The following is a 13,566-nucleotide window of genomic DNA, read 5'->3' as shown; positions in this document are numbered from 1 at the left end:
GAGTGAGACGTCGGCATTCCCTGGAGCACCCCTCATCCGTCGCCTTCGGCGACACCTTCTCCCACAAGGGGAGAAGGGAGAGCGTCCCTACTGGCAACCTCCCCGCTCTTCAGTTAGCCTCCAAGAAATCCTTGGCGGAGGGTGAACCTTTTTGGACCGATCAGCGACAGAGCTTCGAGGAGCCAGGCGGCTCGACCGGCCATGAATGCGGCGACGGAAACCGATCGCGCGCTTGTGGACCGGGTCGCGAAGGGCGACCGGGCCGCCGTCCGGCTCCTGTTCATGCGTCACCACGCGCGGATCTACCGCTTCGTGGCGCGCCAGACGGGATCGGAAATGATGGCCGACGATATCACGAATGAGGTTTTTCTGGAGCTGTGGAAACAGGCGCCCAGTTTCGAGGGCCGCTCTGAAGTTTCCACGTGGCTGCTCGGCATCGCCCGCTTCAAGGCGCTATCCATGCTGCGCAAGAAGAAGGAAGACTGGATCGACGACGATGACGCGGCGCAAGTTCCCGACGGCGCCGACACGCCGGAAGTCGTGACCATGAAGGAAGACAAGGCAGCCGCCTTGCGGCGCTTCGTCGATGCCCTGCCGGAAGAACACCGCACGGTGATCGACCTTGCCTATTATCATGGCCAGTCGGTGACCGAGATCGGCGAGGTGCTCGACATCCCGGTCGCGACCGTCAAGACCAGGATGTTCTACGCCCGCAAGAAACTCGGCGAAGCCCTCAAGGCCGCCGGTTACGACAGGGGTTGGCCATGAGCGCCGCTGAAAAGATGTCGCGTCGCGACGAGATGGAAACGCTGCTGCCGTTCTACCTGAACGGCTCGCTGGAAGGCGCCGAGCTGGAGGCCATCGAGGAGTGGCTGGCCACCGATCCGGCGGCGATGAATGCGCTTGGCGAAGCGGAGGCCGAGTTCTCCGGCACCGCAGCCGCCAACGAGGCGATCCGGCCGCCCGCCGACGCGTTCTCCCGCTTCTCCAAGGCGCTGGACGCCGAGACCGGTCCGGTGCGCACGCCTGGTCAATCCTGGCTGGCAAGAGTCTTCGGCCGGGTGACGGCAATGCCTGCCGGTGTCGCCTGGGCGGCTGCCGCGGCGCTGCTTGCGTTGGTCATCGTGCAGTCGTTCGAACAGCCGGGCGGCAAGGGCAACGACTTCAAGGTGGCCGGCGCTCAGGATGATCTGGCGAAGCTGCCTTTCGCGCTGGTCAAGTTCAAGCCGGACGCCAAAATGGCCGATATCGCCGCCTTCCTCGGCCAGAACGGGTTGAAGATCGCCGGCGGCCCGACCGCGGACGGCGTATTCCACCTGACGATCCCGGCCAGCACGGCGGCCGATTATGACAGGCTCGTCGGCCTCATTGCTGCCCAGCCTTTCGCGGAGGCTGTGGTGCAGGGAAGGAAACCGGCCGATGGCGGCTAAAGCGGTCATTCTGCATGCGGCGCTCCTTGCGGCGGCGGCATTTGTCGCCGCGCCTGCCTCCGCGCAGACCAACGATCCGAACCTGACGCAAAAACAGCTCGATTGCCTGGACCGCACGACGGCGGCCGGCGGCGACTGCGACAAGGACGGCGGTGCCAGGAATGGCGACGCGACGCCGGGCACGGCCACCGGCGGCGCGGTGTTCCTGCCGGCGCTGATCGTTGACCTGTTCCCGAATCCGCCGGCGGGCGCCGCCCCGCAAACGCCGGCGAACGGAACATCGTCATCGAACGGTTCCAGCACCACGCCGCCGCCCGCGCCGGCGCCGAGCGGACCCGTCACGATGCCTCAGGGCCTCAATCTGGCGGAGCCCCCGCGCGCGATCGCCGGCGAGTTCGTGCCCGACGAGGTGCTGGTGACGGTCGGCGCCGGCGCCGGCGTCGTACAGCAGATCGCCAATTCCTTCGGCCTGCAGGTGCGCTCGCAGCGCCAGTCGCTGCTGCTCGGCGCGACCCTGGTGCGCTTCGGCATCACCGACGGGCGGCCGGTCGGCGTCGTGCTGGCGCAGCTGGCAGCCGATGGGCGCACGCAGCGGCGCGAGCCCAACCATATCTATTCGCTGCAGCAGGCGGCGGGCATCGTCAACTACGCCTTCGAGCGCATCGCGCTCGATGCCAAGCAGGCGAGCGGCGAGAATGTGCGGGTCGCCGTCATCGACACCGGCATTGACGACAGCAACCCGGCGCTCGCCGGCGTCATCGCCGGCCAATACGACGCCATGCCCAACGTGCCGATCGAGAAGCGCGACCACGGCACCTCGGTCGACGGACTGATTGCCGGTGTCGGTCCGCTGGAAGGCATGGCGCCCGGCGCCAAAATCTACCACGCCCGTGCCTTCGAAGGCGGCAAGTCGACCATGGACGTCATCCTGTCGGCGCTCGACTGGGCGGCCGAGCAGAATGTGCGCATCATCAACATGAGCTTCGTCGGCCCGAAGAACGACCTGCTCGGCATCGCCTGCTGGAATGCGCGGGGGCTGGGCATGGTGCTGGTGGCGGCCGCCGGAAACAATGGCCCGAAGGCGCCCTATGGCTATCCGGCGGCCTTCGACGGCGTGATCGCCGTGACCGCCACCGACGCCAAGGACGGGCTGATGCCGCAGGCCAATCGCGGCGCCTATGTCTTCATCTCGGCGCCGGGTGTCGAAATGGTGGCGCCGAGCGGCGCCGGCTCCGACGTGGTGACCGGCACCTCCTTCGCCGCCGCGATCGTATCCGGCGCCATCGCCAATCTCATCCATGCCGCGCCGAACCGCACGGCCGATGACATCGAGAAGGCGCTTGCGGCGACGGCCAAGGATCTTGGGCCCAAGGGGCGGGACAATGACTTCGGCTACGGGTTGCTGGATATCAAGGCGGCCGGAGCGGCGAAGGAGTGAGTCTCGCGTTTGAGGCTCATGCCCCGATGCCTTTGGTGTTGAAACTCAATCAAACGGTTATCCCAAATGCCGCGATGAGCGGAGTCGGCCATTCGACAAATAGGGACGAACATCTTAGCTTCCGCAAATGACAGCCGATCTTCCCGACCTTCGGGGCGCTCGCCTCATCCTTCGCAGACCAATTCCCAAAGATGTGGAAACGCGGCTAGCGCTCGGTCGGCATCGCGAGATCGTTGAAGCCTACGGTGGGATATTCGACCCAAACACCACCTTTACCCGAGGGGAAGCCGAGGCCGCCATTCGCTTCATCCAGCAACAGAACTGTGCCTGGGTGATTGATGCCGGTTGCTTTATCGGCCATGTCCGCCTCCACAACATAGATTGGCAGGACAAGAGGGCGGCCTTGGCCATCGGCATCGACGACCAAGCATATCTCGGCAAGGGGTATGGTACCGAAGCGATCAGACTCGTCCTCGGGTATGCCTTCGGTCGTGGCCTGCATCGCGTTTCGCTACGGGTCTTATCGCGCAATTCCCGCGCGATCGCCTGCTATCGCAAGTGCGGATTTGTGGAGGAGGGACGCGAGCGCGAAGCCGCATTCGTCGGCGGAGCTTGGCAGGACGACATCATTATGGGGCTGCTGGACAGAGAATTTGATCCGCTCTGATGATCAACCTGGTTCCCCGACACAGGGATTTTGAAAGGTTGCCGTTTGTCTTAGGGCACGATTTTCCGTTCATTTCCGTGAAATCAGTGCAAACGCCGGGGATTGGTTGAAGCCGTCCCAACCTCGTCATTCTATGGCGGAGCAAGGAGCGAAGCGACGCGCGCAGACCATAGAATCCATTCCGTGACTTGGAAGCGCCGCCTCGGTGCAGAATTTTGCTCCGTTGCGAGCCTTGGCGAAGGTAACGGCATGGATTCCAGGGTCTTCGCGACGGAGCTTCGCTCCTGCTCCGCCCTGGAATGACGATCGCGATGGGCGTTTCGGCCAATCCCCAACGCACCTGCCAACGCAAACAGCCGATCGATCAAAATCCCTGTGCAGAGCGTTGCTTCAGAAGAATTGTGGTTTACCAATCCCGGCGTCGCCATCCAGCCGCCCTTGACGGCGGATCGCGATGACCGCGACCGACCACGACGATCAAGAATGAACTTCGGCCATTTAAAGAGCCGGACCTAGCCGGACAGGGCTTCCGTCATAGAAACGCGACAATCGAAAACGGCTGAGGTCGTGGCCGGTTTCATTTCCCTGGATCATGTCGCAGACGATGCGGCCGATGCCAGGCCCGATGCCGAATCCGTGGCCGCTCATGCCGGTCGCGACGAAAAGACCGCCGATCGCCTGGACCCGATCCACGACGGGAACGACATCGGGCATGGCGTCGATCATGCCGCCCCAGCCGGCCTTCAGGCGAACCGTCTCGAACCGGGGGAAAAGCTGTTTGAAATTGCGCTCGATCGAGCGAAGCTTTGCCGGCTCAGGGGTTGGGTTGAGCACGCGCATTCTTTCGAAAGGGCTTGAGGAATCCGGCGCCCAATCGCGTGGCGTCGACCAGCCATCCGGGTAGCCTGACGGAGCGAACGGGAAATAGCGCGTGCCGAACGGGTTGTTCCTGAGGGCGGGAATATACTTGGTGAAGTGCCGGAATGCGTCAGGCCCCAGGTAAAGCAAGTGGCTGCCGCCCGCAGCGAGCGTGTATCCGCCATCCTGCCTGCGCCTGAAAGCGATGTGGTCGTTAGCGGCCGCGCCTCGATAGACCTCAGGCATGGGTTCTGTGGCGGCCGCGGTAACGCGGACGCTGAGCTGGGGGATGGCTACGCCATGTCTCGCCAGGAACAGGGACGACCAGGCGCCGCCCGCGACCAGCACGGTTGAGGTCTCGATATATCCCGCCTCGGTCCAAACGCCCTTGATCCTGCCGGCTGCGATCTCGAGGGTGCGCGCCGCGCAATTCTCCACGATCCTGACGCCCTTTCGCATGGCAAGCCTGGCAAGCGCCGGCACCGCCAACCAAGGTTCCGCGCGCATATCGGAGGGCGTCGTCATCGCGCCCTTGAACCTGCGCGACATGCCGGTGATGAGTTTTGCGGTCTCGTCGGCGCCCAGGAGGCGTGTGTCGAGCTCATGGATCGCGGCGATCCTCATGAATTCTTCGAACTTGGCCATATCCTTGTCGGCGTTCGCCAGGTAGGTCACGCCTGTCTGGTTGAGCCCGATGTCCTCGCCGCATTCCTCGGCCAGTTGCCGCCATAGGCGAATGGCCTCGATGACGATCGGCAGCTCATCCGCGTCCCGTCCCTGCTTTCTGATCCAGCCCCAATTGCGGGAGGACTGTTCGGCCGCAACGCGGCCTTTTTCCAGCAGCGTCACCGGAATGTTTCGGGAAGCAAGGAAGAGGGCCGTCGTTACGCCGATGATGCCGCCGCCGACGATCACCACCTCCGAAGCCCTCGGCGGAGGACCGGGATACTGGACTGGATCCGCTTCGGTGAACGGGAATGTCGGCAAATGGCGCATCCGGAAGGACTGGTTGACGGTTCTGGCTTACCGGTTGTCACCGTCCAATATCAGGAGCAGCCGAAGGCTGACCGTTGTCCCACGGCAGTTGCCCGGAATGAGTCAGTGGCGAAGCTGTTGGATTAGGCGCCTATATCGGCGCTCCGGCCACCGATCCCCTGACGATCAGATCTACCGGCCAGACCTCACCGCGAGCCCCCTCTTCCAACCCCGATATCCGCGCCGCGAGCCGTTCTGCGACACGTGCGCCGGCGAGGCGGATCGAGGAGCGTGTCGTCGACAGCGGCACCGGGAAATTCTCCGGCCGCAGCCAGGGGAAGACGTCGTCATGGGCGACCAGCGAGAGGTCGCCCGGGATGGTGAGGCCGAGATCGCGCACGGCGCGCACCACACCCAGCGCCATGATGAGGCTGGAGCAGACGATCGCCGTCGGCGGCTCAGCCTCCTCGAGCAGGCGGCGAGCGGCGCGGTAGCCGTTTTCCTCGGTCATCGCCACGGAACGGATGTGGCGCTCGCCGAGCGCCAGCCCGTTCGCGGCAAGCGCGCGGCGCATGCCGCGCTCACGATGGATGGCGAAGGTCTCGCGCTCGTTGCCGTTGATCAGCGCCAGGCGCTTGTGGCCGAGCTGGATCAACAGCCTCGACGCTTCGTGGAAGGCGCCCTCATTGTCGATGTCGAGATAGGGATAGTCGAAATCGAAGCCCTCGCTGCGGCCGTGGACGATGAAAGGGATACCCAGCGTGTTGACCAGCGCCAGCCGCTTGTCAGCCGGCCGCGGCGAGGACAGGTAGACGGCGTCAACCTGGCGGTTGGCGACGATGCGGCGGTAGGTCGTTTCCTCATCGTCGGCATCGGCGGGCGAAAGCACAAGGTCGAGCTCATGCGAACGCGCATAGTCGCCGAGGCCGGAGAGGAATTCAACGAAGTGCGGATCGATGTCGACGGCGGCACCGGTCGGCAGCACATAGCCGATCATTCCCGACTTGCCGGTGGCGAGCCGGCGCGCGCTGGGGTTGGGCCGGTAGCCATGGCGCTTGGCGGCATCCATAACCCGGCGCCGGGTCTCCTCGTTGACCTCTGGGTAGCCGTTCAGCGCCCGGCTCACCGTGGTCTGCGAGAGCGACAGCATATGCGACAGCTGCTTGAGGTTCATCGGAGGCCTCCCAGCCTCAAAGCGCTTTCAATTTTGAATCGATCTGACGATTGTTGGCGAGATCATCAAGCATGACGACCTTAGAGGCCAGATAGCGTCGTTTGAAGCAAAATTGCTGCTGCAGTGCCAAAAAAGCATGCTGCGCTGCACTTTTTTCGCTTAATCTTCTCCTATTTAAATCGATTAATGACGTCGCCCACTTGACTCCAAGGCGATTCAATGGCGTGATCAAAATAGCCAAAGCGCTTTGGAAGTCTCTTCAAAAGGTTGCGGTTGCCCTTTCGCTGAGTCACAGTTCCGCGGCGTCGGCGGACGAAATGGAGGTTTCGTCCTTTTTGTGATCACTGGGAGGACTTGCGATGAAGAAAATGCTTCTCTTGGGTGCGGCATTCGCGGCACTCACCCTCAGCCTGCCGGCGCAAGCCGAACTGAAGTTCAAGCCGGGCGAGGATTCGAAATTTCATTGGGCCAATTACGACGACCTCAAGAAGGTCGACCTCAAGGGCGAGACGCTGACGATCTTCGGGCCGTGGCGCGGCGAGGACGAGGCGCTTGTCCGATCCGTTCTCGACTATTTCCAGGAAGCGACCGGCGCTGAGGTGAAATATTCCTCGTCCGAGAATTATGAGCAGCAGATCGTCATCGACACCCAGGCCGGCAGCCCGCCCAACATCGCCGTCCTGCCGCAGCCGGGCCTCATCCAGGATCTTGCTTCCAAGGGCGTGCTGACCCCGCTGGGCGACGACGTCGCGGCCTGGATCAAGGAAAATTACGCCGCCGGCGACTCCTGGGCTAAGCTCGGCACGTATACGGGCAAGGACGGCAAATCGGGCTTCTATGCCTTTCCCTACAAGATCGACGTGAAGGGGCTCGTCTGGTACTCGCCCGACAATTTCGACGAGGCCGGCTACAAGGTGCCGAAGACCCAAGAAGAACTCGCCGATCTGGAGAAGAAGATCGTCGCCGACGGCGGCAAGCCCTGGTGCATCGGGCTGGGTTCGGGCGGCGCCACCGGCTGGCCGGCGACCGACTGGGTCGAGGACATCATGCTGAGGACGCAGCCGCCGGAAGTCTACGACAAGTGGGTGAAGAACGAGATTCCGTTCACCGACCCGGCCGTTGTCAACGCCATCGACATCTTCGGCAAGATCGCCACCGACGACAAGATGGTGGACGGCGGCGCCAAGGCAGTCGCGGCGACCGACTTCCGCGACAGCCCGAAGGGCCTCTTCACCGTGCCGCCCAAGTGCTACATGCACCACCAGGCATCGTTCATCCCCTCCTTCTTCCCGGAAAACGTGAAGCTCGGCCAGGACGCCGACTTCTTCCCCTACCCGCCTTACGCCTCCAAGCCGGAACTGGGCACGCCGCTGGAAGTGGCCGGCACGCTGGTGATGATCACCAAGGATTCCAAGGCCTCGCGCGAGTTCATCAAGTTCCTCGAGATGCCGCTCGCGCATGAATTGTGGATGGCGCAGAAGAGCTTCGTCACCCCCTTCAAGGCGGCCAACAAGGAGGCCTATGGCAGCGACGCGCTGAAGAAGCAGGGCGAGATCCTGGTCGGCGCCACGACGGTCCGGTTCGACGGATCCGACCTGATGCCGGGCAAGATCGGCGCGGGTTCGTTCTGGACCGGCATGGTCGATCTGGTGGGCGGCAAGTCCGCGCAGGACGTCGCCGCCGACATCCAGAAAAGCTGGGACGGCATCAAATAGCATCCTGAAATCTTCCTAATCCTCCTACTGGACCCGGGCTACGGCCCGGGTCCGACCGGCGGTCCGCGCCGGAAGCCTTCGCGTTTCGATTGTTCCGAATAACCGAAAGTCGGTGCATCCGATCGCCAGCCTCGGCCGGCCGGTCATGCGCAGGGAGAGGGACCCATGGCGGCTCAGATTTTCTCGGCCATATTCGTTATCATCATCGGCGTCGGCGGCTGTGTCGCCTATTTCTGGGGCGCCAACAAACTGCTCGATCTCGTCTTCCCGTCACGCGGCGTCTCGGGCACCGCCGCCGTCGACAATTTGCGCCGGCAGGGAATGGTGCGGCCCTGGCTGTTCGTCGGCCCGGCGATGATCATCCTAGCCATCTACCTGATCTACCCGGTGATCGCGACGCTGTGGCTCTCCTTCTTCGACCGCGGCGGCACCAATTTCGTCGGGCTCGCCAATTATGAATGGGCGGTCAGCGATCATGATTTGCGCAATTCGATCTTCAACAACATCCTGTGGCTGGCCGTGGTGCCGGCTGCCTGCACCTTCCTCGGCCTGATCATCGCCGTGCTCACCGACAAGATCTGGTGGGGCACCATCGCCAAGAGCCTGATCTTCCTGCCGCTGGCGATCTCCTTCGTCGGCGCCAGCGTGATCTGGAAATTCATCTACGAGTATCGCGGCGAGGGCCAGGTGCAGATCGGCCTGCTCAACGCCATCATCCAATATTTCGGCGGCCAGCCGCAGGTTTGGATATCGCTGCCGTTCTGGAACAATTTCTTCCTGATGATCATCCTGATCTGGATCCAGACCGGCTTTGCGATGGTCATCCTGTCGTCGGCGCTGCGCGGCATTCCGGAAGAGACGCTGGAAGCGGCCGTGATCGACGGCGCCAACCCGTTCCAGATCTTCTGGAAGATCATGGTGCCGCAAATCTGGGGCACGATCGCCGTGGTGTGGACCACCATCACCATCCTGGTGCTGAAAGTGTTCGACATCGTGCTGACCATGACCAACGGCCAGTGGAATACACAGGTGCTCGCCAATCTGATGTTCGACTGGATGTTCCGCGGCGGCGGCGATTTCGGCCGCGGCGCCACCATCGCCATCATCATCATGATCGCGGTCATCCCGATCATGGTCTGGAACATCCGCCAGGCCAACAAAGAGACGGGAGGGCACTGAGATGGCGACCAAGACCGGAAAGTCCTTTGTCGGCCGCTTCGGCGTCCATATCGCCGTGCTCGTCTTCGTGGCGATCTGGACCATTCCCACCCTCGGCATCCTCGTCTCGTCGCTGCGCGACAAGGACCAGATCGTCGCCTCCGGCTGGTGGAACTCCTTCGCCAGTTCCAGCCAGAGCGAGGCGGGACGGCTGCCGGGCGCGTCGGCCCAAACCCAGAAGGACGGCAAATACGTCATCGAGGGCAATATCTTCGGCGATGGCCCCAAGCGCGAGATCAGCGCCTTCGGCGTCAAGTCCTCCGCGCCGACGCAGTACAAGGCGGGATCGGTTGCCGACCTCGATGACGGCGTCACGCTGCAGATGAATGCCGACGGCGGCTTCGTGCTGTCGTCACCGAAGGCCTTCGAGGGCGACCGCGGCCAGCGCGTCTATTTCGCCTCCTCGGCGCCGCCGAAATTCACCACGGACAACTACGATGCGGTGCTGTTTTCCGAAGGCATCGGCCGCTCGTTCATGAACTCGCTGACGGTGACCATCCCGGCGACGATCATCCCGATCCTGATCGCAGCCTTCGCAGCCTACGCGCTGGCCTGGATGCGCTTTCCCGGACGGCCGCTGCTGATCGCGGTGATCATCGGCCTTCTGGTGGTTCCGCTGCAGATGTCGCTGATCCCGCTGCTCAGGCTTTATAACGGCGTCGGCGCCTTCTTCGGCGTGCCGTCCAAGACCTATCTCGGCATATGGCTGGCACATACCGGCTTCGGCCTGCCTTTCGCCATCTACCTGCTGAGGAGCTATATCGCCGGCCTGCCGCGCGAGATCATGGAATCGGCACGCATCGACGGCGCCAGCGACTTCGAGATCTTCGTCAAGATCGTGCTGCCGCTGTCCTTCCCGGTGCTTGCCTCCTTCGCCATCTTCCAGTTCCTGTGGGTATGGAACGATCTGCTGGTGGCGATGGTTTTCCTCGGCACGGCGCCCGATCAGATCGTGCTGACGGCCAAGCTCAACGCGCTGCTCGGCTCGCGCGGCGGCAAGTGGGAGATCCTGACCACATCGGCGTTCATCACCATCATCGTGCCGCTGTTCGTGTTCTTCTCGCTGCAGCGCTATTTCGTCCGCGGGCTGCTTGCCGGCTCGGTGAAAGGAGGTTGAAGACATGCAATCGGCTTTGAAGGCGACGTCGCAGCCAGACCCGGCCGTCGACCGCGACTGGTGGCGGGGCGCGGTGATCTACCAGATTTACCCGCGCTCCTATCAGGACTCCAACGGCGACGGCATCGGCGACCTGAAGGGCATTGTTCAGCGCCTGCCCTATATCGCTTCGCTCGGCGTCGATGCCATCTGGATCTCGCCCTTCTTCAAATCGCCGATGAAGGATTTCGGCTATGACGTGTCGGACTATTGCGACGTCGACCCGATGTTCGGAACGCTCGCCGATTTCGACGCGCTGGTGACGGAAGCCCATCGGCTGGGGCTTAAGGTGATGATCGACGAGGTGCTGTCGCACACCGCCGACATCCACCCCTGGTTCAAGGAAAGCCGTTCCAGCCGCAACAATCCGAAAGCCGACTGGTATGTGTGGGCGGACGCAAAGCCCGACGGCACGCCGCCCAACAACTGGCTGTCGATCTTCGGCGGCTCGGCCTGGCAGTGGGACACCAGCCGCCAGCAGTATTACATGCACAATTTCCTGGCCGAGCAGCCCGACCTCAACTTCCACAACGCAGAAGTTCAGGACGCGCTGCTCGACATCACCCGCTTCTGGCTGGAGCGCGGCGTTGACGGCTTCCGCCTCGACACGATCAATTTCTACTTCCACAGCCAGGGGCTGGAGGACAATCCGCCGCTGCCGCCGGAACAGCGCAACGACCAGACGGCGCCCGCGGTCAATCCCTACAATTACCAGGACCACATCTACGACAAGAGCCGGCCGGAGAACCTCGGCTTCCTGGAGCGCTTCCGCGCGCTTCTCGATGAATATCCGGCGCAGGCGGCCGTCGGCGAGGTGGGCGATTCCCAGCGCGGCCTGGAGGTGGTCGCCGCCTACACCGCCGACGGCAAGCGCGTCCATATGTGCTATTCCTTCGACTTCCTGGCGCCGGAGAAGATCAGCGCGGCGAAAGCGCGCGCGGTGCTGGAGGCCTTCGGCACGGTCGCCAGCGACGGCTGGTCGTGCTGGGCCTTCTCCAACCATGACGTGATGCGGGTCGCCTCGCGCTGGGCCGCCAACGAGGCGGATCCGATCGCCTATCTGAAGGTGATCTCGGCGCTTTTGATGTCGCTGCGCGGCTCGGTCTGCATCTATCAAGGCGAAGAGCTCGGCCTTGGCGAGGCGGAGCTGAAGTTCGAGGACCTGCAGGATCCCTATGGCATCCGGTTCTGGCCGGAGTTCAAGGGTCGCGACGGCTGCCGCACGCCGATGGTTTGGGACGCGGCCGCCAAGAACGGCGGTTTCTCGACCGCCAAGCCGTGGCTGCCGGTGCCGGGCAAGCACCTGTCGCAGGCGGTCAACGTGCAGCAAGGCGACGCAAGCTCGCTGCTCGAACATTACCGCCGCTTCCTCGCCTTCCGGCGCCAGCATCCGGCGCTGACCAAGGGCGACATCGACTTTATCGAAAGCGATGGCGACACCGTCGCCTTCACGCGCCGCGAGGGCAATGAGCGGATCGTTTGCGCCTTCAATCTCGGCAGCAAGCCCTCCGAGGTCGATCTCGGCAAAGGTGCGCTGCAACCCTTGCCCGGGCACGGCTTTTCGGGACAGACTGGCAGCGGGCCGGTCCGCCTCGGCGGCTACGGCGCCTGGTTCGGACGCATCGACTGAACTTCTAAAACAGGGATCAACGGGAGAAGAAAAACATGGCCGATGTCACGCTCAACCAGGTGAAGAAATCATACGGCAACCTCAACATTCTCCACGGCATCGACCTCGATATCAAATCAGGCGAGTTCATCGTCTTCGTCGGGCCGTCGGGTTGCGGCAAGTCGACCTTGCTGAGGTCGATCGCCGGCCTCGAGGAGATCACGTCGGGCGAGCTGAAGATCGACGGCGAGGTGGTGAACGACGTGCCGCCGTCGAAGCGGGGCATCGCCATGGTGTTCCAGTCCTATGCGCTCTATCCGCATATGACAGTTTACGACAACATGGCCTTCTCGATGAAGATCGGCAAGGAAAGCAAGGCCGAGATCGACAAGCGCGTGCGCCAGGCGGCGGAGATCCTGCAACTGACCAAATATCTCGACCGCCTGCCCAAGGCGATGTCGGGCGGCCAGCGCCAGCGCGTCGCCATCGGCCGTGCCATCGTGCGAAACCCGAAGGTGTTCCTATTCGACGAGCCGTTGTCGAATCTCGACGCAGCACTGCGCGTCGCCACCCGCATCGAGATCGCCAAGCTCAAGGAATCGATGCCGAACACCACCATGATCTACGTCACGCACGACCAAGTCGAGGCGATGACGCTGGCGGACCGCATCGTGGTCTTGAAGGAAGGCGTTATCGAGCAGGTCGGCACGCCGATGGAACTCTACAAGCGGCCCGGCAACCTGTTCGTCGCCCAGTTCATCGGCTCACCGGCCATGAACATATTGCCGGCAAAGATCGAGAAGGCCGGCAATCCGACCGTGGTCAGCCATGTCGGCGGCCGCAAGGCGACGGTGCCGATCGCGACGCCGGCCTCGGCCAATGGCGCGGCGGTCAGCTTCGGCGTGCGGCCGGAGGATCTGGCGATTGCCACAGGCGCGGACTTTCTGTTCGAAGGCAAGGTCGACTATATCGAGCAGCTCGGCGAGGTTCAGCTCGTCTATATCGATATCGGCCGCGCCGACCTGCCGCTGGTTGCCAAGCTGCCGGGCAATGTCGAGGTCAAGCGCGGCGAGACACTGCGGCTCAACGCCGGCGCCGGCGATCTGCACATCTTTGACGCCGACGGCCATTCCTTCACGCTGCATCGCGAGGAAGCAAAGGCTGCCTGACGCTAGAGTTTCACCGTTTCACCGAAACGGCGAAACTCTCTATCTCTTTGTTTTCACGCAATTCCGGACGGAAAACCGCTTACACTTTTCCTGGAATTGCTTTATCGGCAGGCTGGCTTTCCCGGCAAAAAAGAGAGCGGCGGGCCTGGCCCCCCGC

12 protein-coding genes are annotated in these 13,566 nt (G+C 63.1%); 9 read left to right on the top strand and 3 right to left on the bottom strand.

The genetic code is table 11. The features are described from left to right. Window positions 1-201 precede the first annotated feature (201 nt). From LB515_RS27820 to LB515_RS27805, 4 genes are all read left to right on the top strand, one after another. Window positions 202-768 carry a sigma-70 family RNA polymerase sigma factor gene (locus LB515_RS27820; RefSeq protein WP_095770209.1) on the top strand — a complete coding sequence of 189 codons (567 nt, stop codon included), beginning with the start codon at window positions 202-204 and terminating at the stop codon, window positions 766-768. Further along, complete coding sequence (locus tag LB515_RS27815) at window positions 765-1,430, top strand: anti-sigma factor (protein WP_224709635.1); 666 nt, start codon at window positions 765-767, stop codon at window positions 1,428-1,430. The genes LB515_RS27820 and LB515_RS27815 overlap by 4 nt, the downstream gene beginning before the upstream one ends. Further along, window positions 1,420-2,868: a S8 family serine peptidase gene (locus tag LB515_RS27810; RefSeq protein ID WP_224709633.1), complete on the top strand. Its 1,449-nt coding sequence runs from the start codon at window positions 1,420-1,422 to the stop codon at window positions 2,866-2,868. Before LB515_RS27815 ends, LB515_RS27810 begins: the two co-directional genes overlap by 11 nt. Window positions 2,869-2,995: 127 nt before the next feature. Further along, on the top strand, window positions 2,996-3,535 hold the full coding sequence (locus LB515_RS27805) for a GNAT family N-acetyltransferase (protein WP_095770212.1): 540 nt from the start codon (window positions 2,996-2,998) through the stop codon (window positions 3,533-3,535). Window positions 3,536-4,033: 498 nt separating this feature from the next. Here the strand turns inward: LB515_RS27805 and LB515_RS27800 are convergent, their stop codons facing one another. The 3 genes from LB515_RS27800 to LB515_RS27790 all read right to left on the bottom strand — a co-directional run bounded on the left by LB515_RS27800 (window position 4,034) and on the right by LB515_RS27790 (window position 6,783). Continuing rightward, the gene (locus LB515_RS27800) at window positions 4,034-5,380 is read right to left on the bottom strand and encodes an NAD(P)/FAD-dependent oxidoreductase (RefSeq protein WP_224709631.1); all 1,347 of its coding nucleotides are present in this window, start codon (window positions 5,378-5,380) and stop codon (window positions 4,034-4,036) included. 139 nt (window positions 5,381-5,519) lie between these two features. After that, a complete protein-coding gene (locus LB515_RS27795) occupies window positions 5,520-6,542 on the bottom strand; it encodes a substrate-binding domain-containing protein (RefSeq protein ID WP_224709630.1) in 1,023 nt (340 codons plus the stop codon). A 16-nt stretch (window positions 6,543-6,558) separates the two neighbouring features. Then, window positions 6,559-6,783, bottom strand: coding sequence for a hypothetical protein (locus tag LB515_RS27790; protein WP_224709628.1), 225 nt, complete (start codon window positions 6,781-6,783; stop codon window positions 6,559-6,561). 118 nt (window positions 6,784-6,901) lie between these two features. On the opposite strand from LB515_RS27790, the gene LB515_RS27785 reads away from it, so the two are divergent. The 5 genes from LB515_RS27785 (at window position 6,902) to LB515_RS27765 (ending at window position 13,409) form a co-directional block, all read left to right on the top strand. Next, entirely contained in the window at window positions 6,902-8,257 is a 1,356-nt protein-coding gene (locus LB515_RS27785; protein WP_095768191.1) for an ABC transporter substrate-binding protein, read from the top strand. Window positions 8,258-8,422: 165 nt separating this feature from the next. Next, a complete protein-coding gene (locus LB515_RS27780) occupies window positions 8,423-9,436 on the top strand; it encodes a carbohydrate ABC transporter permease (RefSeq protein ID WP_095768190.1) in 1,014 nt (337 codons plus the stop codon). A gap of 1 nt (window position 9,437) precedes the next feature. Further along, entirely contained in the window at window positions 9,438-10,592 is a 1,155-nt protein-coding gene (locus LB515_RS27775) for a carbohydrate ABC transporter permease (RefSeq protein ID WP_095768189.1), read from the top strand. A 4-nt stretch (window positions 10,593-10,596) separates the two neighbouring features. Then, window positions 10,597-12,261, top strand: a complete 1,665-nt coding sequence (locus LB515_RS27770; protein WP_224629757.1) for an alpha-glucosidase — start codon at window positions 10,597-10,599, stop codon at window positions 12,259-12,261. Window positions 12,262-12,296: 35 nt separating this feature from the next. Further along, on the top strand, window positions 12,297-13,409 hold the full coding sequence (locus LB515_RS27765) for an ABC transporter ATP-binding protein (RefSeq protein ID WP_095768187.1): 1,113 nt from the start codon (window positions 12,297-12,299) through the stop codon (window positions 13,407-13,409). The last annotated feature ends 157 nt before the right edge of the window (window positions 13,410-13,566 follow it).

Origin of the sequence: Mesorhizobium sp. CA15 (genome assembly GCF_020165215.1) — a bacterium.
Classification (GTDB): Bacteria; Pseudomonadota; Alphaproteobacteria; order Rhizobiales; family Rhizobiaceae; genus Mesorhizobium.
Note: the sequence above shows the minus strand (reverse complement) of the source record. Positions and strands in the feature narration are given on the sequence as shown.